Origin of the sequence: Paenibacillus sp. AK121 (genome assembly GCF_019042715.1) — a bacterium.
GTDB lineage: Bacteria > Bacillota > Bacilli > Paenibacillales > Paenibacillaceae > Paenibacillus > Paenibacillus polymyxa_C.
The window spans coordinates 583309-607574 of the sequence record NZ_JAHPJM010000001.1 but is presented as its reverse complement, the minus strand read 5'-3'; the positions used below and the strand labels follow the sequence as shown (position 1 = coordinate 607574).

The window sequence follows — 24266 nt, the reverse complement described above, 5'->3', positions numbered from 1 at the left end:
TCATCCCTCCTAGTTCAGCACATTCTGTTCAGAAGGTTGTACCGTTACTTGTTCTATCAGCTTTTCAGGCTGAGCTGTATTCTTCGAATGGCAACGATTGATTTCAACGTTTTCCCCATTTTCAATATAAAAGGCAGGACCTTCATGATTCTCAATCGTAACCTGTTGAAAACGAATATCCTTCACGTTACCCAGATAAAAACCACGGTTATTCATATCTTCAATCCCTGTCATCATGGCCGGACGACCGGGAATCGCATTTTTAGCCATAGAAATATCAATATTGGAAAATGTGATTTCAGCGATATATTGCTCTGCAAGTCCGTACAAGAAGCCAGCCGCCGCATGAACCTGTCTTGCCGTAATATCAGAAAAATGGATTCTTCTAAAGCACGGAGTTTCATCAGTAATCGGATAGGGATTTTTATCCCAAACATATTTGTCTTTGCCCCGAGGTCCGCAGAAATAATACAGGTTTAGAATAAATGGACAAATGACCTCCTCCATCACAATGTTGCTGATGCGAATATCCTCGATGATTCCACCGCGTCCCCGTCTTGATTTCAGACGTATACCCCGATCCGTTTGCTTGAACACGCAATTGCTAATCGTAACATTACGAATATCTCCGCTCATTTCGCTTCCCAGCACGACAGCACCATGACCATGTACCATTGTACAGTTGGTAATCGTAATATTTTCACAAGGAATCCGTTCTTGCGTATCTTCGGTTCCTGCTTTGATCGCAATACAATCATCGCCTACATCTATATTGCAGTTGCTAATACGAACATTGGAACAGGATTCGGGATTAATACCATCCGTATTGGGAGAGTCCGCCGGGTTAAGAATGGACAAATTATCAATCGTAACGTTATAGCAAGCAATGGGGTTTACAGTCCAACTGGGGGAATTTTTTAACATAACATCTTTAATGGTAACCCGCTGACAACGGTCAAAGCTGATTAATTTGGGTCTCGGATACTGTAACTCCTCTGGATGATTCCGATGCTTTTCCCACCACGGCTGACCATTTCCATCCAGCGTTCCGCTGCCTGTAATCGAAATATTCTCAAGGTTCTCTCCATAAATACACGATGCATGTACTTCCCGCTGAACGCCCTCCCATCTGGATTCTACTACAGGGTAATCAGCCAGTTCCGTACTGAAGGAAAGAATAGCGCCAGGGCTTACATGCAGCTCAATGTTGCTTTTCAGAAAAATAGCGCCCGTTAGGTACGTTCCAGCCGGAACAAAAACGGTGCCTCCACCAGCATTACTTGCCGCTTCAATAGCAGCCGCAATCGCCTCTGTTGCCATCTTCGTACCATCCTGAACTGCTCCATAATCTACAATGTTGTACAATTGCATTTCGTTCTCTCCTGTCTTTATTTTTTGTGAATACGAAAATGATTTATAGACTGGGCTGGAAAACACACTGGAAAACGGAGTAGGCGGAATGGTGCTGGACAAGTGTCAGCAATGATAAGCACCCATCCGCCTGCGTAGTGACAATTCATGTACACTAATATTCAACCTATATCTTTATTTTTTCGATTTCTTATACGCTTCTTCATACTCAGTGGTAATTCGTGCTCCGCCTGACTTTTTCCAATTTTCTACAGCTGCCTTAAATCCGGCTTCATCAATTTCACCCATAATAAATTTGAAGGAGGCGTCGGTAATGATTTTCTCCAGCTCTGTCCCTTGTTCATTAGCGGTAGCTGAATCCAGTGGCACTGTCGGGTCTAGAACAGCAAATTTATTATTTTCTCGCACTAATTCGTTAGCCAGTTCCTTTTCCGGATTGGCATCCTTTAAGTTATAAGTCACTTCACTTGGTCTGGAGCTTGAAAACGGCTGAACATCTGCTTGCCACAAATCTGTATTCGTAATTTTGAAGGAACCATCCTTTTCAATTTTATAATGAGTACCTTCAAGACCACCGGTCATATACATGTATACATCTTTGTCAATTAAGTCATCTACAAATTGCAGCAGTCTCTTCAACTCAGCTTCTGTCTTTACTTCAGATTTCGGAAATGCCAGCAAGCCTCCTACCCCGCTTCCCTCAGACCATACGTGGTATTGTCCATCTCCATTCGAAATCTTGTTGACAGGTACCAGCTTTAGCCCTTTTTGTAAGCCTTGAGACAAGGTTCTGAGGTTAGAAATATCGATCATGCCTGTATAAATCCCTGCTTTACCTTGTGCAAATTGTTGTTGCTGGTCCGTTTTAGCGGTTACAGCAAAGTCTTTGGAGAGATACCCGTTTTTGTATAATTTATTGGAATACTTTAAGGTCTCCAAATATTGAGGAGTATCAAATTCCGGCGTAAACTTTCCGTTTTCATCTACTTTCCAGCCATTAGGTGTACCAAAATAGGAACTTAACGTTTTGAAACTGCTGTAGCGCAGATCCGATCTGTCAACAAACCCAGTCGTATCATTTTTTCCATTGCCATCCGGATCATCTTCTGTAAACGCTCTCGCAACTTCATACAACTCATCCAGTGTGGTCGGCACCTTCAGTCCTAAGCGATCGAGCCAATCCTGACGAATGACCAAACCCGCCCGAGCCAGATTCTTCTGGAACGGAACACCATATAGCACCCCTTCAATAGAAGCGGCTTCTCGCACTTCAGGTGGGATCTTTTTCAAATTTTCGTAATCATCCAAGTATTTGCCTACATCCCAGAATAGTCCTGATTTCAATGAACTACGTACTGAGGAATTTGTCATCATCGTCAAAGTCACCATATCTGCCAATTCACCAGAAGCCAGTGCGGTGGTAATTCTCTCTTCCTTGGAAGCATCCGGTACCCAGTTAAACGTAATTTTGGAATTGGTGTATTCTTCGATTTTACTTTTAATCGTTTCTGTAGGCGGAGAGGCTGTATGCAATACGTTTAGCCAAGTAAATTCCAGTTTGGATTTAGGATCATAGGTTTGACTGCCTTGATCTTCAGTTCCCTTGTCACCACAAGCAGCTAGAAAAACACTCATGACCATAAGTGCGGCAAGAAGACCTGACACTCCCTTTTTCATCTTGATTCCTTTTTTCATCGTGTTTGCTCCTTTTTGGTTTGTATATTCATACCATATCTTCCTCTTTCACCAGAACCTCTCGCTCTATTTTGCTGAATACCTGATGCGTCATCCACATCACGAGATAACCGATGATGCTCGCTCCGGCAAAAGTTAGAATTCCTGGGTACAAGCCTAGAATCAATGCATAAAGCACGACAATGGCTACAAAAAGAACAAGTGTATATTGTAAATACGAAAAACCAATCACGATCGACATCTTGATCTTCAGCTTGATGCCTTTCCAATCATAGTGAGCCAGCAACGGAAAAATGTATGCCAAAGAGATAAGATACAAAAAGGCACCCATCAGCGTCACCACACGAATATACCAGGATGAGACGTTGACGATATCCACGTAGAGCACGTAACCCACAAGGCTGTATAGCCCGCCAATGATGGCTGCTTCTTTAAAGCTTTCTTTAAAGTAACGTACAAACGTCGAGAAAATGGCGACTTCCTCATTGCCCCGAATCCACTGCCTAAAAATGCTAAGCATAGCAACGGTTGCAGGCCCAACACCTATAAAACCCAAGCCCAGGATCGTCGCAATCGTCCACAGCAAGTTAAGGTAGACCAGGCGTAGCAGGCGCATGCACCATTTGTTCATGTTTTCTACAAACCGTACCATTTTGCATCCTTCCCGTCGTCATTAGTAAACGCCGTCTTCACCAAATTTCTTAGCGAGTCGATTGGAGAGCATAATCAGAATTAAACCTACTACACCTTTAAAAAGTCCTACTGTCGTACTGAAACTTAATTGTCCATTCTTTAAACCCGCAGTATAAATATAGGTGTCAAAGATTTCAGCAACCTCGCGGTTTAATGAATTCAATAGCAGATACATATGCTCAAAGCCCAAATCCAGCGTGCTACCAATTTTCAAAATTAACAATGTAATAATAACCGGGCGGATCGCTGGCAACGTCACGTGCCATGTCTTTCGCAAACGTCCAGCGCCGTCCATTTCTGCTGCCTCATACAATTGCGTATCCACCACTGTAATTGCAGATAAATAAATGATGGTAGACCAGCCGAGTTCCTTCCAAATCACTTGCCCGATATATACCGTTCGCAGCCACTGCGGAGATGTTAAGAAGCTGATCTTCTCACCGCCCAGCGCGGCAATCATTTCATTCAGTACACCGCCGTCCACTGTCAGGAAAACATAAGAAATCGAAACAATGATAACCCATGACATAAAGTGCGGAATGTAGATAATGGTTTGAATAATGTTTTTGAAAAACATCTTCCTAACCTCATTCAGCATGAGCGCCAATATGATGGGCAACGGAAAAAAGATTACAATATTCAGTGCAAATAAAATCAGCGTATTGCGAAGCAGCATAAAAAACGTAGGCTCAGTAAACAAACGAATAAAATGCTTCATTCCTACCCATGGACTGCCTGTGATTCCCTGAAATGCTTGATAATCCTGAAATGCAATTACCAATCCCCCCATAGGGAAGTACTTGAAGATAATGAAGTACACCAATCCGGGTAAAACCATCAGATAGAGCAGCTTGTGTTTCTGCATTCGTAAAAGGCTTTCCGTCGTTCTTTTGTTCTTCTTCATTTTCATCTTCATGTTTGGTGCGGGGACACTTGAAACTTTCATTAGTTCGACCTCCTTCAAACGTTCCTGTATACGCTTTCAAGAGTACGTTATTTTCGGCATTCCGCATATAATCATCAAATGATAGCGTTTACAAAAGTAGGCCAACAGCCTACTTTATAGCCTCTTCACCTTAGCTAATGATTACTACACAACTTAATGATCATCCTCTTTATTCCACGCTTAGAGAACACCTCAAGATTTGATTATATACGGAATTCTTTCCTCTTGATAAGGTTTACATGTAAACGATTACAAGGAGGTCAACCACATTGGAACAACCATTACTCAAACCAAAATTACGAAAAAAAGAATCACTGGGCAGTCGTATTTTCAACATTGTAAACAGCACACTTTTGATTCTCATTGCCCTCACTTGTCTCTTGCCTTTTTTGAATATCATCGCCAGCTCATTTGCCTCAACTGAGGAAGTAGTGGCCAAGAAGTTTATTTTATTCCCTGTTACTTTTTCTCTGGATGCTTATCGCTATATCCTATCCACTCCAACGATTTTTAGAGGACTTGGGGTTTCGGTCGGAGTAACGATCGTGGGTACAGTTGTAAGTATGATTTTTACCGCTTTTATGGCTTATGGATTATCCCGGAAATATCTGCTTGGCCGCAATACGATTAACTTCATTGTCGTGTTCTCTATGTTGTTTAGCGGGGGGATGATTCCGACATTCCTCGTTGTCAAAAGCATGGGGCTGATCAATTCGTATTGGTCCTTGATTTTGCCCGTAGCCATTAATGCATTTAACCTGATTATCATGCGTAACTTTTTTCAGGCGTTGCCGGATGATTTGGAGGAATCGGCCAAGATGGACGGGTGCAACGATTTTGGTATCTTCTTTAAAATTATGTTGCCATTAGCCCTGCCTTCTATTGCAACTATTTCTTTATTCTACGCTGTTGCCTACTGGAATACGTATATGCACGCTATTCTCTATATCAATGACTCTGCCAAATGGCCAATTCAAGTCTTACTTCGCCAAATTGTTATCGTCTCCAGTGGTATGCAGGCAGAAGGAACCGCGGTAGATGTCATCCCGCCTGCGCAGACGATTAAGATGGCGGTCATTGTTATAGCGACCGTTCCAATGTTAATCGTGTATCCATTTGTGCAAAAGCACTTTGTCAAAGGAGCTTTGCTGGGGGCGGTTAAAGGTTAATTGGCTTGCTTCATCTTTCGATAAGCCCCTGGTGTAACCTGTTCTTTTTTCCGAAAAGAGCGGATGAAGTTTTGCGAATTATGATATTGCAGTCGCTCGGCGATTTCTTTAATCGTCATATCTGTCTCAACGAGCCACTTCTTGCTCATTTGCAGGCGATAGCCCATCAGATATTCGCTAAACGTTGTACCGTATTCTTTTTTGAAAATACTGCTTAAATAATTCGGATTGTAATGCAGTCGATCTCCAATGAGTTCTAATGATAATTCCTGGTCATATTCAGCACGGATAATCGCGGCAATTTTCTCTGAGAGACAGCGGAATTGCTGGTTGGTCTTCTCCTTCATGCTTTTTACCATGGGGAAAATAACCTGTTCTAACAGCATGCGTTCTATCTCCTCCGGGTTACGGATATCCAGCAAACGGTGATACAAGGCATGATTGTCTTGCGTCAGTAGCACTTCAATCCCTAATAGCTGCTCTAATTGGATGAGGTTATTTACAAATCGTACCAATAGCACTTCGAAGTTCATGGAATAATTGTTCTTTGTCATCATTTCTGCCAATAAAGAGTGCACGGTATGATATACCTGCTCTTCATCCCCTATGCGAATGGCATCAAACAGTTTCGATTCCAATTCCGCAGGATAATGAAGCAGTACCGGACCTGAAATGACCATGGAAATATCCTCATAAAAAATAATCGACTCTTTACCTAGATTTAAACGGTGATGTAATGCTTGCTTGCTCATCTCACAAGCTTCTTTGCTTTCTAACAAGTTATCATACGCTGTGCTAATACCGATGCTGATGGATACATTCAAATACTCTTTTACATGCTGAATCAAAAGGGTCGCATGATCCAGCACTTGCTTTCTCATTTCCTGTGCACTCTTACCTGCCAAAATTAAAATGGTAGCCTGAGTGTTATCGTTCAAAATGATCGGAAGCATACGCAGCTGCTCTGGAATCGTTTCTTCTACGATTTTGTTAATAGCCAGCAGTAAAATATCTTTATCCGAAGGTTCTCGATCTCCCAGATTATCCAGTTGAACTAACAAGGTAATATACATTTGATTCTCGATCTGCGGGTAGCCCAGACGTGGCATTTTTCGTGCCAATTCCTCTGCGGAAACACGTTTGCGAAACAGGTTGAGAATCAATTGCGTTTCCAACTGTGGCATTTCGGACTGAATGAGACTTTCCAAGCTTTCCTTCTCAGTTACAATGTTGTCGATGGAATTAATAATCCACTCAATTTCATTTTTAGAAGGTTCATTTTTGAATGCGAAATTAGGATTTTTCGGCAAGCTGCGTTTTATTTGCTGAAATGGCTTGGTAAAGTAAATGGCAATGATGTAGGCCACCACCACTATTAAAAGCGTTAATACAAGGCCCATCATGATAATCCCAAATTTGGTCGTTTGAAACGCGTTTGCAATCTCTTTTTTATCTAATACCGTTAAGTAAGTCCAATTGTTGTAAGCAGATTTAGCATAAATGATTTGCCGTGCTGGCTGATGCTCCGTTTTCTCCAACGTTAGCATGCCTGTGTTGTCTGATTTAGCAGTTACTTCTGAAATGTGCTGAAGCTGCTGAGTAGACAATAAGGGAGTAGCAGGCTCCGTTTCGTACATTAAGTCGCCTTTGTTATTCAAAATAATCACAGGCATATGATCCTCTGTTTGAATGGTACGACTTAACGTCTGCGACGAAATATCAGACAGCGCAATGGCCTGCTTCTTTTTGGAAAACACAGGCAAGGTATTCACAAAACGGATTCCTTTATCTGTTTTAATCCAGAATAGTCCCTTATCCTGGTGGTCTATATAGGTGCTAATCAGCTGTTCTCGTTCCGTTTTCGTCAAATAAGACAGGCTTCCATTGGAGATTCTCCAATTCTGATTTAGGCTGATCAGTGAATACTCGGTTCCTTCTAATCCCATCGTAGCAATATAATTGAGCTGGGTATTCACATTCCGATATGCTACAAAATCTTTTTCTGTAATGGGATTTTTGACAACTTCATTAAAGGAACTGGTCGTGCTATACGTATTAAAAGCGTATTCAATCGTTTGAATTTTCTGCTCCAGGCTATTTCTAATCTGCGCCATGTAGCTTTGCTTGGTATTGGAAACTCTCTCCACAACGGAGCTAATTGTTGTAAAATAGATGTAGCTGCCGAAGCTGGCCACCAATCCTATTCCCAAAACCAGAATCGTAATAAAAATAGTGTAGAACATTCTTCCTTTTTTCATTGCGCTCCCCCTTTGGTTCTTGGTATCACACCAAATTATAGCGCTTTCATAACAAGGTTTAAATCATTTTTTTCACGTGTGCATTATTTTTTACATCCGTATCATTCCAATTTAAGTTGATTTAGTTTGGTTTGCGGCAGATAAAAAGAAATTTGGAGGTCTCTTATGTTACATGTCGTTAGTTCTAAAGAACAGATTGTAAAAGAAGAATTTCCGTTAGACACTTCCTTTCTCTCCCTCTATCCTGTAGCGGTCCGTGAAGCTCGTCCTTTTGTATTGGTGTTACCTGGCGGTGGCTACGAGCATTTGGCTTCACATGAAGGAGAGCCGATCGCCCGATGGTTAAATGATTTAGGTATTCACGCGGGTGTGCTGGAGTATCAGGTCGGCGATTTCGAGGTTACCTCCTTGCTGGAAGATGTAGAACATGCGTTGCAATGGATTCGCCAAACATCGCATGACTGGCAAGTGATCCCTGATCAAGTGGGTCTCATCGGTTTCTCAGCAGGCGGTCACCTGGCCTCCATTGTGTCCACGATTGGAGCGGAAAAACCAAATCTTCTGATGTTGGGATACCCTGTAATATCATTCCATGAGCCTTATACGCATTTGGGAAGCCGTACGCACTTTTTAGGCGAACAGCCGAACTCGGAGCAGCTTCAAGCCTTTTCATCCGATCGGCAAGTGACTGCACAGACACCTCCGACTTTTATGTGGACAACGGCCAATGATGGAGCTGTACCGGTAGAAAATAGCCTGTTGTTCGCTTTCTCATTATCCAGAGAGCGTATTCCGTTTGAACTGCATGTATTTGAAGAAGGGCGGCACGGATTGGGACTGTCTGAGGACAACCGTGAATGCCGACAATGGCTCGACCTGGCGGAAAAATGGCTTCAAAAACATGGATATGCGCAGACAAGACAGCGGATGACAACTCGACTGTTTATCGCAGGAGACTCTACCGCAGCCCAAAAAGGAGCAACCGAAAAACCGATGACAGGCTGGGGCGAACATTTGCAAGCTCATTTGGACTCTACTGTTCATGTGGACAATCGTGCCGTCAATGGGCGAAGCACCAAATCCTTTATAGTAGAAGGGCGATTAGCTGATATTGAAAAAGATATTCAAGCTGGCGATTATCTGTTTATCCAATTTGGACATAACGATGAGAAAAAAGAAGACCCCACGCGCTACACCGATCCTGAGGGAGAGTACCGTCTAAACTTAATTCAATTCATTCAGTCCGCTCGGGAACGTGGCGGAATTCCTGTGCTATTGACCTCTGTAAGCCGCCGCCGTTTTACCGCGGACGGTGAACCTGATCCGCTGGCCGTAGGAGCTTATCCCGATGCCATGCGAAAAGTAGCCGAGGAAACCCAAACACCGTTGCTCGATATTTTCGAAGCATCACAGCAGCTTTATCGTTCCATGGGTGAAAAAGAGTCCCAACTTCTATTTATGCATTTGCCTGAAAAAATGCACCCTAATTACCCAGCCGGGGTAGCAGATAATACCCATTTTTCTGACGAAGGAGCAAGGAAAATTGCCCAACTTGTAGCAGAAGCGATTTGTCAAAGTACGGAGCTATCTGCATTAAAGCAATGCATGATCGATAGAAATCTAAATATCAGTGAGACGGTTGCACACCAACTTGTCAACTGATATCAAGTGCCAGGTATGTTAATACGAAAACGGACTTCGAGCGTATCACGCTGATGTCCGTTTTTTATTTCTTTTTAGCAAAGATAGCCAATCTATAGGGAATAGTTCAAAAATACAGTACACATAATAAATTTCTTTAATTGTTATATTTTAATTATTTTGTATCTAATAGGACTTTAGGATCATTTCATTGTATTGTTTTGACAACATTTGTCGAATGAAGTGAAATCAACAATTTTACATGGTATATTTTAGGAGCTCATATCATACATAAGGAGGATTTTTTAATGAATACTAAGAAAATATTATTATCAACAGCTATGTCTTTGGGACTCCTTGGAAGTATTATCGTTCCTAGTGCGTCCGCATCAGTAGGCCCTTCTCCAGTAATTACACCTATTGTAGAAGTTAATGGAGTATACTACAGAACGGCTACGTTGCCACGTAATTATTCCTATGCGCTGTCAAATTACCCTGGGGATACTTATAAAGTGGCGAGCGGAAATGTCACCGTTTCCGCTTCCGGCGTGGTAACTACCACCACTACAACGAATGCAAGAGTTGAGATTTACGCCGGTAATGGTAAATTGAGAATGGTGTATACCGTTAAGGTAAACTAGGAAAAAGCCTTAAAAAAGCACTGTTCGTTTATTCGAGCAGTGCTTTCTTTGTTGGACCTATATTCCTACTAGCTATAGCGACGTTATCATGAGAGGCTTCAAAATTAATATACTCGGAAATTATTAAAAATGAATGGGCTGAGTCACCCCTCTCTTTGCTACCCAATGTCTTGTTCTCTGACCTTTAAAGATCATATTTGGACCGAATCCAATAAAAACAAGGCCTAGCTTTATCAATAACAGTTTGTACTCTTTGAGACATTAACTAGTTCCTTACATAATAAGATTTTGGCAAACCAAACCACAAAAACAACTACATAAAAAATCCCAGAAGCATAAATTGCAGACTTGAATTGTAGTCCGCATAATAAATTGCGGTATAAATATTAGAAAAAATAGTGAAATTAGTTATTCTTTAAATGTACTTACAGACCATTAGAGAAATTTTATTTTTGTATTTTTTGTTGGGTAGCAAGATTCAATATCTTGAGTTAGCCTGTTTTAAATTTTTATAGAAAAATAGAACTAGTTCTGATAGACTATTGCTACTATATTTTTATACTGGAGATATTGGGTTCGTGAAAAATAAAACTTTTTTCTCTCTTTTGTGTGCTTTTATTATTTCTATAATGGGATTAACAGCATGTGGAGTATCATCAAGTAAAGATCATTCATTACTATCAAAAGAAGAATTTGAACAAATGTATGTAAATGCTGATCAGTTTGAAGATCGCTCTATTAATTTTTATGGACAAATCACCTATGGTCCTAAGGAAAATAGAAATGGAATTTATGTTCAAGTGAATGCTGATCCGAAAAATAATGAAAAAAACACTTTTGTTTACGGCGATAGTTTTTCCAGCTTCTCTAATGTAAAAGAGAATGATTTTATCCACGTAACTGGTACTGTCATAGAAAAATATCGTTATAGAACGACCCACGGCAATTACACCTCAGCTCCTGCCATCGCAGCAAATAAAATAGAAAAATCTATGTTTATTGATCCTACATTGAGCACTATAGAAGTAAATAAGTCAGTAAAACAAAAGGGCTATATCATGACTCTTCAAAAAGTCGAGTTTGCTGAAGAGGAAACTCGGATTTATATGGCAATCGAAAACAGATCTACAAGCACTATAAATTATTATGACTTTTATACTAAATTGGTTCAAGGAAACAAACAATACGAACCAACGTTTGATCGCGTAAGCTATACTTACCCTGAATTACAGTCCGAAATACTACCTGGTGTGAAGACAGAAGGAATCCTTACATTCTCAAAAATAGACTCTTCTAAGGATTTAACCTTAATTGCAAAAGGTTCTTCAGAGGAACTTGAATATAATCCATTCAAGTTTAAGATTTCAAAAAAATAGTCTTTTCGGAGCTCCTTCTAGAGAATTGCATCCCCTAGAATAGATACTGCCCCCTTCGGGTAATGCAATATATTCTACGGGATGCATTCTTGATGGCAATAAAAGATCAAAAAATAAATCGAATTCATAAAAAGTAAAAAAGAGAAGATTCGTTAGCAACTTAGAATTCCCTCCTCAAATTGCGATTTTACTTCCGCCCTCTGTAAACAACAAAAAAACCCTTGCTTAGCAAGGGTTTTTGAGGAAATGGGCCCTGAGGGACTCGAACCCCCGACCAATCGGTTATGAGCCGACCGCTCTAACCAACTGAGCTAAGGGCCCTCAAAAAAACATGTATATTCACGTTACATATTCGTAACAGCAACGTTAATTAATATACAACATTTTCTTGTGTTTCGTCAATAGTTTTTAGAAATTTTCTTTTTAAAAATTATTTTTGTAAACCTATGGAATAAATCGGACACCATAACGACCTTTGCGCGAGCGGTACACCTCCACTGCGCGGGGATCATTGTAGCCGTACATCCATCCGTCATGCTCCAGCCTTTTTGCCAAACATCCTGCCTGAAATTTAGTCGTGTACAGTCTGCCGTAGTAAACCCAATACATCCGAACTCCCTCTTTTCACATGATAGTAGGAGTTAGTGTAACCGGATCGAATTCGATTTACACAGCTTGATTTCTAACAGTCTGGACTGGATCACAATGAGTCTGTGACGCACTACTTATTAGCTCCGTTGTCTCTAATACTCAGTCTTATTTGCCGAAGGAAGCCGGGTCCTGACGCCAGGAACGTAGCAGTTCCATCTCTTCCTCCTGGATGGTTCCTTCACGCAAGGCAACCTCCATCAAGGCAGTGTAATTGGACAAGGTCTGCAGCTTCACTCCTGCTTCTTCAAAAGCTTGAGTGGCTTTGTCCAGCTGATAGCTGAAAATAGCCAGTACAGCTAACGGCTGAGCGCCTGCTTGCTCTACTGCCTGTGCTGCTTTAATGGAGCTTCCCCCGGTAGAGATGAGGTCTTCGATAACCATAACCTTTTGTCCAGCGCTGATGCGGCCTTCGATTTGATTCTCTTTCCCGTGTCCTTTGGCTTTATCTCTGACATAAGCCATCGGCAGATTTAGCTTTTGCGCCACCCAGGCGGCATGAGGAATCCCTGCTGTGGCTGTGCCGGCAATAACCTCGGTTTCAGGGTATTGTTCGCGGATGATAGCCGCAAAAGAGTCTGCGATTAGTTCACGCACCTCCGGGTAGGACATGGTCAAGCGATTGTCACAGTAGATAGGGGATTTAATGCCTGATGTCCATGTAAAAGGCTGCTGTGGACGCAGTGCTACTGCCTGAATGCGTAACAGATGGGATGCAATTTGCTCTGGTATATTGTGTAGTGTAGTCATACTTGTATCATCTCCTCAATAATATGTTTCGCTGCGGCGCGTGGGTCTGATGCTGCCGTGATCGGCCGTCCAACGACAATGTAGCTGCTGCCCTGGGCAATGGCTTGTCCAGGTGTTAGCACACGCGACTGATCACCTGTAGCGCTGCCAGCCGGGCGTATGCCAGGGGTTATGGTTTTAAAGTCAGATCCGCATACCGCACGAATCGCAGGCACTTCCAATGGGGATGCGACCACACCGTCCAATCCAGCCTCACGCGTCAATTGTGCATAACGAACAACAGCATCCTGTACTGTGCCAGGAATGCCTAACTCCGTATTCATGGTCGTCTGATCCGTGCTGGTCAGCTGTGTGACTGCAATAATTAGCGGCATGGCAAGTGAGCTGTCTGCGGAAATCGCTGCTTCGGCCCCGGCTCTGGCTGCCGACATCATACTGCGGCCTCCAGCAGCGTGTACGTTAAACATATCCACCCCTAGACGGGTAATGCTCTCTGCCCCTCCCCGTACCGTGTTAGGGATATCATGCATTTTCAAATCCAGAAATACGGAGTATCCTCTTGATTTTAATTGTTTTACAAAAGCTGGCCCTGCGCTATAAAACAGCTGCATACCCACTTTTATATAACAAGGAATTCCCTCCAGCTGCCGAATTAACTGCTCTGCCTGTTGTGCATCCGGGTAATCTAGCGCAACCATCAGCCGTCCTGCCATCTGCTGAAATGCTTCGTTCACCGTTCTACCGCCCCTTCTCACATCAATTCGGGTATATTTGCCCGTGATAAAGGACATCCGTCAGCAAAAGCTGATGAATGTCCTTCCCATTACCACTTATTTTTCTCATCTATTCATAACTTGTTAGTTGCTCAGAACTGGCATCGATTCGGATGTGAAGTTAATCGTCTCTAGCATTTTTAACAGAGCGCGCACTGTATCCAGCGAGGTCATGCAGACAATACCGTTCTCAACTGCTTCACGGCGGATGCGGAATCCGTCACGCTCTGGTGTTTTGCCTTTGGTCAGCGTGTTGAAGACGAAGTTGGCTTCACCTGTGCGGATCATATCCAAAATATTCGGATTGCCCTCACTTAGCTTGTTAACAGTGTTCACTGGAATGTTGGCCTGTTCCAAGGCTGCTGCCGTTCCACCTGTAGCAATAATTTTGTAGCCTAATCTGTAAAAGCCCTGCATCAGCTCGACAGCTTCTTCTTTATCCTTATCCGCCACTGTGATGATGATCGCCCCAGTAGATGGAATTTTCATACCTGCACCTACGAGTCCTTTGTATAATGCTTTGGCGTACTGGATATCGCGTCCCATAACTTCACCTGTAGATTTCATTTCAGGCCCCAGTGTCGGCTCTACACGACGCAGCTTGGCAAAGGAGAATACAGGAACCTTAACCGAGACATAATTACTTTCAGGCCATAGTCCATCTGTATAGCCTGCATCTTTGAGCTTACCGCCCAAAATGGCCTGTGTCGCCAGGTTCGCCATCGGAATATTCGTTACTTTACTCAAGAAAGGAACTGTCCGTGAGGAACGAGGGTTAACCTCGATGACATAGACTTCATCTTGATGAATGACGAACTGAATGTTTACCAGACCAATCGTTTTCAATTCCTTGGCGATGCTGATCGTAATGTCCACGACTTTTTTCTTCAGCTCGTCAGACAAGTGTTGTGGCGGATATACTGCGATCGAGTCGCCTGAGTGAACCCCTGCCCGTTCGACATGTTCCATAATCCCTGGTACCAGGACCGTTTCACCGTCACAGATGGCGTCAACCTCAACTTCTTTGCCCAACATATAACGGTCGATGAGCACAGGATGTTCCGGATTGATTTTAACCGCTTCTTCCATGTACCGCAGCAATTCCGTATCTGAGTACACAATTTCCATAGCACGCCCGCCCAGGACGTAGGATGGACGTACCAGAACCGGATACCCCAATGCTTGGGCAGTTCCTACCGCTTCATCTACCGACGTGACCGTGTTGCCTTTAGGCTGGGCGATAGCAAGGCGAGACAGCAGCTGTTCGAACTTTTTCCGGTCTTCTGCTTCATCGATACTTTCCAGACTCGTACCCAGAATATTAACGCCTGCCGCACTAAGTGGAGCTGCAAGGTTAATCGCCGTTTGACCGCCGAACTGGACGATGACACCAATCGGTTTTTCCTGCTCAATGACATTCATTACATCTTCGAAGAAAAGTGGTTCAAAGTAGAGACGGTCCGACGTGTTGAAGTCTGTAGAGACGGTCTCCGGATTGTTATTAATAATTACCGCTTCGTAACCTGCTTTTTGAATAGCCCATACCGCGTGTACGGTGGAGTAGTCAAATTCAATCCCTTGACCGATCCGAATAGGTCCTGAACCGAGTACGATAACTTTCTCTTTGTTGGATGGAATCACTTCGTTTTCCATCTCATAAGAGGAGTAGTAGTACGGAGTTGTGGCTTCAAACTCGGCTGCGCACGTATCTACCATTTTGTAGACGGGACGCAGGTTTTGATTTAGACGGAATTCACGAACCTCAAGCTCGGTTGTCATACTCTTCTGTTGACCCATACTGCGAATCTCGGCAATGGAGCAGTCGGTAAAACCTTTTCGTTTGGCCTGATAAAGTGTTTCCGAGGACAGCTCAGACTCTCCAGCGATAATGGATTCGAACTTAACAATTCCTTCTACCTTATCGAGGAACCACCAATCAATTTTGGTTACATCCTGAATGTCTTGTTGTTTCCAGCCACGACGGAACGCCTCGGCTACCAGGAACAAGCGCTCATCATCTGCTTTAGCCAGACGCTCTTTGAGTACCTCATCAGATAGTTGATCGGCGCCCTTTAGATGCAGGCGATGTACCCCAATTTCCAGAGAACGAACCGCTTTATGGATAGACTCTTCAAATGTACGTCCGATGGCCATGACTTCACCGGTTGCTTTCATTTGTGTGCCAAGCTTGCGGTTGGCAGAAATGAACTTGTCAAATGGCCAGCGTGGTATTTTACTCACGATGTAATCCAATGTCGGCTCAAAGCAAGCATACGTTTGTCCCGTTACTGGATTCACAATTTCATCCAGTGTGTAGCCTAGTGCAATTTTGGCCGCCATTTTGGCAATCGGATATCCTGTCGCCTTGGAAGCCAGTGCCGAGGAACGACTCACCCGTGGGTTGACCTCAATCACGTAGTATTGATAGCTGTGCGGATCCAGCGCAAACTGTACATTACAGCCGCCTTCGATATTGAGAGCGCGAATAATTTTCAGAGAAGCCGAGCGCAACATTTGGTACTCACGATCTGACAGTGTCTGGCTCGGTGCTACGACGATACTGTCGCCAGTGTGCACGCCGACCGGATCGAAGTTCTCCATATTACAGACAACGATGCAGTTGTCATTGCCGTCACGCATGACTTCATATTCGACTTCCTTCATACCTGCGATACTTTTTTCCACTAAGCATTGTCCGATTGGACTGTAACGCAAGCCAGAGCTGACTGTTTCACGTAATTCTTCTTCTGTGGCGCAAATCCCACCGCCTGTACCTCCCAGCGTATAAGCCGGACGAACGATAATGGGGTAACCGATTTCGTTAGCAAATTCCAATGACTCTTCCAGTGTTGTTACAATTACGCTCTCCGGTACTGGCTGTTCCAACTCACGCATCAAGTCGCGGAACAAGTCCCGATCTTCAGCTTTTTCAATTGAATTCAGTTGAGTTCCCAGCAGTTTAACATTTTCGCGTTCCAACACTCCAGCGCGAGCCAGTTCCACTGCCATATTTAAACCTGTCTGTCCTCCCAGCGTAGGAAGGAGACCATCCGGACGCTCCTGGCGGATAATCTGTGTTACAAAATCAAGTGTAATCGGCTCGATGTATACTTTATCTGCCATATTGGTGTCTGTCATGATGGTTGCCGGGTTACTGTTGATCAGTACTACCTCGACGCCTTCTTCTTTGAGCGCTTGACAAGCTTGTGTACCAGCGTAATCGAATTCTGCTGCCTGACCAATGACGATAGGACCGGAACCGATCACGAGTATTTTTTTAAGTTCTGTATTTTTCGGCATATTAGCGCTCTCCTCTCACTGCGGCGGCGATAGTAGCCTGACGCGGTTGCTTTGGTTGATTTCTTTTGTGTTCACGGATCATTTCCAGGAAGCGGTCAAACAGGTAGCCATTATCGTAAGGACCAGGCGCAGCCTCTGGATGGTATTGCACCGAAAACGCTGGATACTTAGTATGTTTAAGACCCTCAATCGTTTTATCGTTGTTGTTAATATGCGTCACTTCAAGTTCTGTTCCTTGGATCGATTCCTCATTCACTGTGTAGCCATGATTTTGTGATGTGATGAAGCAGCGTCCGCTCTCCAGTTCTTTCACCGGGTGGTTACCACCGCGATGTCCGAATTTCAGCTTTTCCGTATCTGCTCCCGAAGCCAAGGCGAACAACTGGTGTCCCAAGCAAATTCCGAAAATCGGGTATTCCCCTAGCAATTCAGCCACCGTACGTACAGCATGCGGTACGTCTTTTGGATCTCCAGGACCGTTGGACAGCTGAATACCGTCCGGATCCAAGCGGCGAATTTCCTCGGCCGTCGTATCATGTGGAACGACAACCACATCACAGTCTCGTTTATTCAGTTCGCGCAGGATGCCGCTTTTAGCACCATAGTCAATCAATACAATCCGTTCTCCGTTGCCAGGGCTGCTGTACGGATGAGGAGTAGAAGTCAAAGGAACCTGATTACGCAGTTCTTCTATGGTCATGTCGGACATCATTTCTTTTAGTTCTTCCAACGGCTGGGAACCAGTCGTCAAAATGCCCTTCATTGTGCCGTGATGGCGAATAATCCGGGTGAGCATGCGGGTGTCGATGTCGCTAATACCAATGATGCCATATTCCTTCAGCAAATCGCCCACGCTGTATTGAGCACGCCAGTTACTTGGCGCCGGCTCGTAATGTCGAACAGCAAAGCCGTGTACATAAGGCCGTACTGATTCAAAATCATCACGAGTAATTCCGTAATTTCCAATTAGCGGGTAAGTCATGGTTACGATTTGTCCGCAATAAGAGGGATCCGTCAGCACCTCTTGATAGCCTGTAATCCCTGTGTTGAAAACGACTTCGCCTGTTTTTTCACCTTCCGCACCAAATGATGTGCCTGTAAACAGCGTGCCGTCCTGAAGTAACAATCTTGCCTGCATCCCGTCTCACTCCTCTATTTTGTTTCCTGCTATAAGGTTCTATTTTTTTAATTAGTTGTGTATTATTTTGCTTCGTCAGCAGACCATACCAGTTTGCCGTCTACCCAAGTTTTCACCGGCCAGCCTTTGAGCTTCCAGTCTGTAAAAGGAGTGTTGCGTCCTTTGCTGGCAAACGTTTGTGGATCAACTGTCTGCTCCTGCTCCAGATCAATCATGGTCAGGTCAGCGGGTGCTCCCTCTTCCAGACGTCCCGTATCAAGGCGGAAGACACGTGCTGGGTCAGCCGTCATACGGCGCACCAGAAAGTCCAGCGTCCATTGCCCGGTAGCTACGAATTTGGTGTACAGCAGCGGAAAGGCTGTTTCAAATCCAACGATTCCAAATGGCGCCAGCTCCATCCCTTTTGCCTTCTCTTCCTCGCTGTGTGCTGCATGGTCCGTTACGATGATATCAATCGTTCCGTCCTCCAGCCCCTCGATGCATGCCTGTACATCACGCGGGGAGCGTAGTGGAGGATTCATTTTCCAGTTGGCATCCAGCCCAGGAATGTCCTCATCGGACAATACCAAGTGATGCGGGCATACCTCTGCAGTAACCTTGATGCCAAAAGATTTGGCATGGCGAATCAATCGCACCGATTGCTCTGTGCTGACATGGCATACATGATAATGTGCCCCGGTTGCTTCGGATAGCAGAATATCACGTCCAACATGGATAGCCTCAGATTCGTTGGGTATGCCTTTGAGCCCGTGACGCTTGGCAAATTCACCGTCTGTCACTGCTGCTCCTACAACCAGCGTGTTATCTTCACAGTGTGCAATGACCGGCATATCCAGCGCTTTGGCTCGTGACATGGCATCCTTCATCATTTGTGCACTTTGCACTCCGACTCCGTCATCAGTAAAGCCGATGGCACCTGCTTCTTTGAGCGCTTCAAAATCTGTCAGCTCACGTCCCAGTTCGTTTTTCGTGATGGCTGCGTAAGGAAGTACTTTGGCGAGCCCAGCTTCCTGCCCCTTTTTCAGTACCAACTGAACCGTGTCTACATTGTCTGTCACCGGACGTGTGTTTGGCATGCAGGCAATCGTCGTAAATCCACCTTTCACCGCAGCGCGGCTGCCTGTTTCAATTGTTTCTTTATATTCAAAGCCAGGTTCTCTCAGATGCACATGCATGTCGATTAGACCGGGGATGACCAGCTTTCCCTGGGCGTCGATTTTTTCGACTTCGAGCTCTTGTCCAGATGCCCCTTCTTCCATAATGAGGCTAACTCCGGCTTCCGCATTTGCGATAGCCAAAATTTTTCCGTCAGCGATTAGGATGGATTTTAATTCCGTCTCGCCCTGCTCGTTCAATACGCTTGCATTCATAATTAATTGTTTCATCTGAAATATTCCTCCGCTCAGGTTTTTTGCAACTTTTTCCTACGATCCTGCTGACAGCTGCTACAGCTTCATTGCCCGTTCCATAACCGCCATGCGGATCGGAACCCCGTTGGCCATTTGCGGAAAAATTCGTGATTGCTCGCTTTCCACAACTGCACTGTCGATCTCCACATTCCGATTCACTGGAGCCGGGTGCATGATAATTGTTCCGGACTTAAGGCTCGCTGCTCTTTCTTCTGTCAGACCGTACTGCTCTCGGTACTCATCCGCTGAGCGCAACATTCCTTCAGCATGCCGTTCAAGCTGGACTCGCAGCATCATGACCACGTCTGCCTGCAAAGCTTCTTGCATCGGCACATAAGGCGCGTACGTTGCAAGCTCAGGTGCCTGCATATTGTCCGGTGCACAGAAGCTAACCTTGGCTCCGAATTTTTGCAAGGCCCACAGATTCGAGCGAGCTACACGGCTGTGCAAAATGTCTCCTATGATGGATACTCTCAAGCCTTTAAGCTCACCGAAAGTTTTGCGCATGGTGTAGAGGTCCAGTAAAGCCTGCGTTGGATGCTCATTGTTGCCGTCTCCCGCATTAACCAGCGGAACACTGACCTTCTCAGCAAGCTCTTGCAGCACTCCGGCTGGCTTTAACCGGATGACTCCAGCATCAATGCCCATGGATTCGAGCGTACGTACAGTATCGTAAATGGACTCCCCTTTTTCCACACTGGAAGCCGCAGCGGAAAAGTTCAAAACCTGAGCGCCGAGCCGCTTCTCCGCCATTTCAAAAGAAAAGCGTGTGCGTGTACTATTTTCAAAAAACATGTTGGCCGCGAAGCGTGACTGTAGGACTGGAATCAGCTTTTGCGGCTGTGTTTCCCAATAATGAGCACGATCCAGAATCGACTCAATTTCATTTCGGCTAAGTTCTTTTAATCCGAGCAGGCTACGTTCTCTAAGTTGACTGGCTGTTGTGATCATACCTATTCCCCCCGGTTCTGAATGATCGTCACTTCGTCCTTACCGTCCGTCTCCTGAAGTGCAACTACGATTTCCTCAGATTTGGAGGTCGGGATGTTCTTGCCGATGTAATCCGGACGAATCGGAAGCTCACGGTGTCCGCGATCTGCTAGCACAGCCAGCTGGATCATTTGCGGTCGTCCGCAGTCCATCAATGCATCCATCGCCGCTCGAATGGTGCGGCCTGTGTACAGCACATCGTCAAAGAGAATGACTTTCTTATCATGAACCGATACGTCAGCAGGATTCATCAAAAGCTCTTTTCCATTTCCTTTAGCCTCGGCAACGCTGCTCCGGTCATCCCGGTAGGCTGTAACATCCAGCTCTCCCCATGGAATCGGTGCGCCTTCAATCTCAGCAATTTTTTCAGCCAAGCGCTGCGCCAGATGAACTCCGCGTGTTCGAATACCTACTAGCACGCAATCGTCGATACCCTTGTTTTTCTCCAAAATTTCATGTGCAATCCGCGTTAATGCCCGACGAATCGCAATTTCATCCATCAGTACATGTGTTTCATTACTCATGCTTCCAGCCTCCTCAGGTGATGTTCCCTTCAGACCTGGTCCCGTGTCGGATACAAAAAAGACTCCTTGCCCAAGTTTGGCAAGGAGTCTCGTATGAACAGTCTCCCACTGTTCTCCGATCTGTCGGACACACTGAAGACATACCGCCGCAGCGGATGCACTGATCAGTGATCCATTCACGTTACCTTGCCAGCCTCACGGGACTGATTTAAAGGTGCTATTCAGGATTTCCTTTGTCCTGCTTCTTATAGTGCGAGATGGCTAACCATCTCTTGGACAAAGTTCATCGCAACTACAAGAAGTATGACAGATTGAAAATCTCGTGTCAACACCCGTTCAACCGGAACCACCGGAAGCACTTTAATAAATATACATCATATCTGTATAATTATCCATAGTTGTTTTTACCCATTCCTTGTCTCACAATAAAAAAACCGCCATTTAGGCGGTCTAAATTAATGATTTATTCAAGTTTTTGAATAGAAAAGCAGTTCATCGCTGTTTTAGCGACTACGCAAGGACGTTAATACGTCCTCCATATCAGGAGGGATCGGTCTGCTAAATTCCAAGTATTCTCCTGTGGTTGGATGCTTAAATCCCAATACCGCTGCATGCAGGGCTTGGCCCTCCATACGAACCCCTTTACTGCGTCCATACATAGGGTCGCCAACCAATGGATGCCCAATGAATTTCATGTGAACACGAATTTGATGTGTGCGCCCTGTCTCCAATTGAAGTTCAAGCAAGGTATAATCCCCCAACCGTTCAATAACGAGAAAATGGGTAACTGCATGCTTGCTGTTGCGTTCCGTCACCGTGAACATTTTACGATCACCTGAATCACGACCGATCGGAGCATCTACGGTTCCCTGATCGTGGCTCAAATGACCGTGGACCAATGCAATATATTTCCGAGTCACGCTATGATCCTTAAGCTGTGCTGCAAGTGATGCGTGGGCCTGATCATTTTTAGCCGCCATCAGCAGTCCTGATGTATCCTTATCAATACGGTGAACAATACCGGGACGTAATTCCCCGTTAATGCCGGAAAGGTCATGGCAGTGGTACATCAGTGCGTTGACCAGTGTTCCCGAGGAGTGTCCTGGTGCAGGATGCACCACTAGACCACGTTGCTTGTTAATGACAATAACGTCCGAATCCTCGTATACAACATCTAGCGGAATATTTTCCGGCATAATATCTACACTTTCTGGCTCAGGTAGCGATAATACAATATGATCTCCTTCAGCCAGCTTGTAGTTCGCTTTGACCGCCGTACCGTTCACCAGTACGCGACCATTCCCGATCCACAGCTGAATTTGAGAACGAGATACTTCCTTCATTTCTTCGGCGATGTATTTGTCTATACGTGTTTTGACATTCCCTGAATCTGCCGTCCATTCCAGAGATTCACCCTCCAGTTCGTCCTCATAAGACAGACCTATGGCTTCGCCATTTTCATTCACTTCGTTCATGCTATGACTTCCCTTCAACGCTATCATTGCCATTCCCTTTTTCCCGACGCGATTCCAGCAATGTATCCAAAATAATCAGTGCAACACCGATGACAATTGCCGAATCTGCCACATTAAAAATCGGGAATGTGTAGCTTCCAAAATTGAACTGTGCAAAATCAACCACTTCTCCAGAAATAGCCCGATCCAAAAAATTACCAACCGCTCCCCCAAGCACCAAACTTAGCGCAACAGGAAGTAGTTTTTGCCCAGCTCTGACTGTTTTTCTTAGGTACCATACGATACCGATCACTACTACAATTGTGATCACGATAAAAAGCCAGCGTTGCCCTTCCAAAATCCCAAAAGCGGCTCCGCGATTACGATGGGAGGTAATTAAAAAGAAATTGCCGATGACTGGTATTTGCTCGTACAATTCCATCCGCGTAGCCACCAAATATTTGACTCCCTGATCAATCAAAAAAATAATTAGCGCAATACCAAAATAAATCACAGTCCTTCGTCACTCCGATCCGCTTATATCCGTTGTCGAACCCATTTATTGTAGCATAAGCCTTCTCAGATCGTCCACGAGTCCTGCAGGCTTTCGAGCACAGTCCTTGAATGGAATGAACTCGATCACATTTGATTAGAATTTCCTATGTAAAAGAGGTCTTCCCGGTGCACACTACAAGGAGCATACCTGACACAACGCATGCACGTAAATCTAGAACAAGGAGAGGATTGCATGTCCCCATTGACGGAGCAACAATTACAAGGCTTGCGTAACGAACTGCTGGAACGCAAAAAGGAAATTGAGCATCGGTTGCAAAGCAACGACCATTATGGACTCGGCGATTCTCAACGTGATCAAACCGGTGAGCTTTCTCCCATTGATAACCATCCAGGCGATCTGGCTACCGAAACCTATGAGCGAGCTAAAGATATTTCCTTGCTGGAGCATGACGAGTTTCAATTGGAACGTATCAAATCAGCCTTGATGGCTATGGACAAGGGAACCTATGGCATTTGCGCCGCCAGCGGTAAGCCCATTCCCTATGAACGTCTGCTCGCTGTTCCCTATACCATTTATTGCAAAGAATTCAGTCCTGAAACAGAAGTATCCAACAACCGTCCGGTGGAGGAAGAATTTCTCGCTCCCGCGTTCGGTAGAACAAGCCTGGATGAGCGTGAAGAACAAAACGGCTTTGACGGTGAAGATGCTTGGCAGATCGTTGAAAATTGGGGGACCTCTAACACTCCGGCCATGGCGGAAAGTGGAGAAATCCATCGCTATGATGATATGGAAATCGAAGCCGGCGATGATAATATGGGCTTCGTAGAGCCATATGAAAGCTTTGTCGCTACTGACATTTATGGCAGAAGTGTATCCATTGTCCGTAGTTCTATTTATCAGCGTTATATAGAAGATGGCGAGGGTGAAGGTCTGCTGGAGCCAGATTTGCACGAGGACGAATCGTAAGCTTTAA

At 44.7% G+C, this 24266-nt stretch carries 20 protein-coding genes and 1 tRNA gene; 5 read left to right on the top strand and 16 right to left on the bottom strand.

The genetic code is table 11. The features are described 5' to 3' along the window. Nucleotides 1-9: 9 nt before the first annotated feature. The 4 genes from KSP24_RS02685 to KSP24_RS02670 all read right to left on the bottom strand — a co-directional run bounded on the left by KSP24_RS02685 (nt 10) and on the right by KSP24_RS02670 (nt 4705). Nucleotides 10-1371 carry a glycoside hydrolase family 28 protein gene (locus KSP24_RS02685; RefSeq protein ID WP_013371977.1) on the bottom strand — a complete coding sequence of 454 codons (1362 nt, stop codon included), beginning with the start codon at nt 1369-1371 and terminating at the stop codon, nt 10-12. A gap of 174 nt (nt 1372-1545) precedes the next feature. Next, the gene (locus KSP24_RS02680) at nt 1546-3066 is read right to left on the bottom strand and encodes an extracellular solute-binding protein (protein ID WP_040103344.1); all 1521 of its coding nucleotides are present in this window, start codon (nt 3064-3066) and stop codon (nt 1546-1548) included. 28 nt (nt 3067-3094) lie between these two features. Then, a complete protein-coding gene (locus KSP24_RS02675; RefSeq protein ID WP_013371979.1) occupies nt 3095-3718 on the bottom strand; it encodes a YesL family protein in 624 nt (207 codons plus the stop codon). A 21-nt stretch (nt 3719-3739) separates the two neighbouring features. Further along, nucleotides 3740-4705, bottom strand: a complete 966-nt coding sequence (locus tag KSP24_RS02670) for an ABC transporter permease (RefSeq protein WP_013371980.1) — start codon at nt 4703-4705, stop codon at nt 3740-3742. 269 nt (nt 4706-4974) lie between these two features. Here KSP24_RS02670 and KSP24_RS02665 point away from each other — a divergent pair, with 269 nt between their 5' ends. Continuing rightward, nucleotides 4975-5874, top strand: coding sequence for a carbohydrate ABC transporter permease (locus tag KSP24_RS02665; RefSeq protein WP_013371981.1), 900 nt, complete (start codon nt 4975-4977; stop codon nt 5872-5874). Here KSP24_RS02665 and KSP24_RS02660 read toward each other — a convergent pair. Then, the gene (locus tag KSP24_RS02660) at nt 5871-8132 is read right to left on the bottom strand and encodes a helix-turn-helix transcriptional regulator (protein ID WP_216974380.1); all 2262 of its coding nucleotides are present in this window, start codon (nt 8130-8132) and stop codon (nt 5871-5873) included. The two genes, KSP24_RS02665 and KSP24_RS02660, sit on opposite strands and share 4 nt — an antisense overlap. 165 nt (nt 8133-8297) lie before the next feature. On the opposite strand from KSP24_RS02660, the gene KSP24_RS02655 reads away from it, so the two are divergent. The 3 genes from KSP24_RS02655 (at nt 8298) to KSP24_RS02645 (ending at nt 11790) form a co-directional block, all read left to right on the top strand. Further along, entirely contained in the window at nt 8298-9794 is a 1497-nt protein-coding gene (locus tag KSP24_RS02655) for a GDSL-type esterase/lipase family protein (protein ID WP_090738754.1), read from the top strand. 287 nt (nt 9795-10081) lie between these two features. Then, nucleotides 10082-10414 carry a hypothetical protein gene (locus KSP24_RS02650; protein ID WP_216974379.1) on the top strand — a complete coding sequence of 111 codons (333 nt, stop codon included), beginning with the start codon at nt 10082-10084 and terminating at the stop codon, nt 10412-10414. A 578-nt stretch (nt 10415-10992) separates the two neighbouring features. Continuing rightward, nucleotides 10993-11790, top strand: coding sequence for a DUF4352 domain-containing protein (locus KSP24_RS02645; RefSeq protein ID WP_013371985.1), 798 nt, complete (start codon nt 10993-10995; stop codon nt 11788-11790). Between the two features lie 247 nt (nt 11791-12037). Here KSP24_RS02645 and KSP24_RS02640 read toward each other — a convergent pair. The 11 genes from KSP24_RS02640 to lspA form a co-directional block, all read right to left on the bottom strand. After that, a tRNA-Ile gene (locus tag KSP24_RS02640) sits at nt 12038-12111 on the bottom strand. A gap of 123 nt (nt 12112-12234) precedes the next feature. Beyond that, nucleotides 12235-12399: a hypothetical protein gene (locus tag KSP24_RS02635; protein ID WP_010345444.1), complete on the bottom strand. Its 165-nt coding sequence runs from the start codon at nt 12397-12399 to the stop codon at nt 12235-12237. 147 nt (nt 12400-12546) lie between these two features. Next, the gene (gene pyrE / locus KSP24_RS02630; protein WP_013372061.1) at nt 12547-13188 is read right to left on the bottom strand and encodes an orotate phosphoribosyltransferase; all 642 of its coding nucleotides are present in this window, start codon (nt 13186-13188) and stop codon (nt 12547-12549) included. Further along, nucleotides 13185-13979, bottom strand: a complete 795-nt coding sequence (gene pyrF / locus KSP24_RS02625; protein WP_302054327.1) for an orotidine-5'-phosphate decarboxylase — start codon at nt 13977-13979, stop codon at nt 13185-13187. Before pyrF ends, pyrE begins: the two co-directional genes overlap by 4 nt. 66 nt (nt 13980-14045) lie before the next feature. Beyond that, nucleotides 14046-17261, bottom strand: a complete 3216-nt coding sequence (gene carB, locus KSP24_RS02620; protein WP_216974378.1) for a carbamoyl-phosphate synthase large subunit — start codon at nt 17259-17261, stop codon at nt 14046-14048. A 1-nt stretch (nt 17262) separates the two neighbouring features. Next, the gene (gene carA / locus KSP24_RS02615; protein ID WP_126666833.1) at nt 17263-18399 is read right to left on the bottom strand and encodes a glutamine-hydrolyzing carbamoyl-phosphate synthase small subunit; all 1137 of its coding nucleotides are present in this window, start codon (nt 18397-18399) and stop codon (nt 17263-17265) included. A 62-nt stretch (nt 18400-18461) separates the two neighbouring features. Continuing rightward, the gene (locus KSP24_RS02610; RefSeq protein ID WP_126666834.1) at nt 18462-19784 is read right to left on the bottom strand and encodes a dihydroorotase; all 1323 of its coding nucleotides are present in this window, start codon (nt 19782-19784) and stop codon (nt 18462-18464) included. Nucleotides 19785-19844: 60 nt separating this feature from the next. Then, nucleotides 19845-20759 (bottom strand): aspartate carbamoyltransferase catalytic subunit, encoded by a 915-nt coding sequence (locus KSP24_RS02605; RefSeq protein WP_013372066.1) that lies wholly within the window; start codon nt 20757-20759, stop codon nt 19845-19847. Between the two features lie 2 nt (nt 20760-20761). Beyond that, entirely contained in the window at nt 20762-21322 is a 561-nt protein-coding gene (pyrR, locus tag KSP24_RS02600) for a bifunctional pyr operon transcriptional regulator/uracil phosphoribosyltransferase PyrR (RefSeq protein WP_013372067.1), read from the bottom strand. Between the two features lie 503 nt (nt 21323-21825). Beyond that, nucleotides 21826-22797, bottom strand: coding sequence for an RluA family pseudouridine synthase (locus KSP24_RS02595; protein ID WP_216974377.1), 972 nt, complete (start codon nt 22795-22797; stop codon nt 21826-21828). 1 nt (nt 22798) lies between these two features. Continuing rightward, a complete protein-coding gene (lspA, locus tag KSP24_RS02590; protein ID WP_013372070.1) occupies nt 22799-23290 on the bottom strand; it encodes a signal peptidase II in 492 nt (163 codons plus the stop codon). Between the two features lie 234 nt (nt 23291-23524). Between lspA and KSP24_RS02585 the strand changes: the two genes are divergently transcribed. Beyond that, a complete protein-coding gene (locus KSP24_RS02585) occupies nt 23525-24259 on the top strand; it encodes a TraR/DksA C4-type zinc finger protein (protein WP_064962140.1) in 735 nt (244 codons plus the stop codon). The last annotated feature ends 7 nt before the right edge of the window (nt 24260-24266 follow it).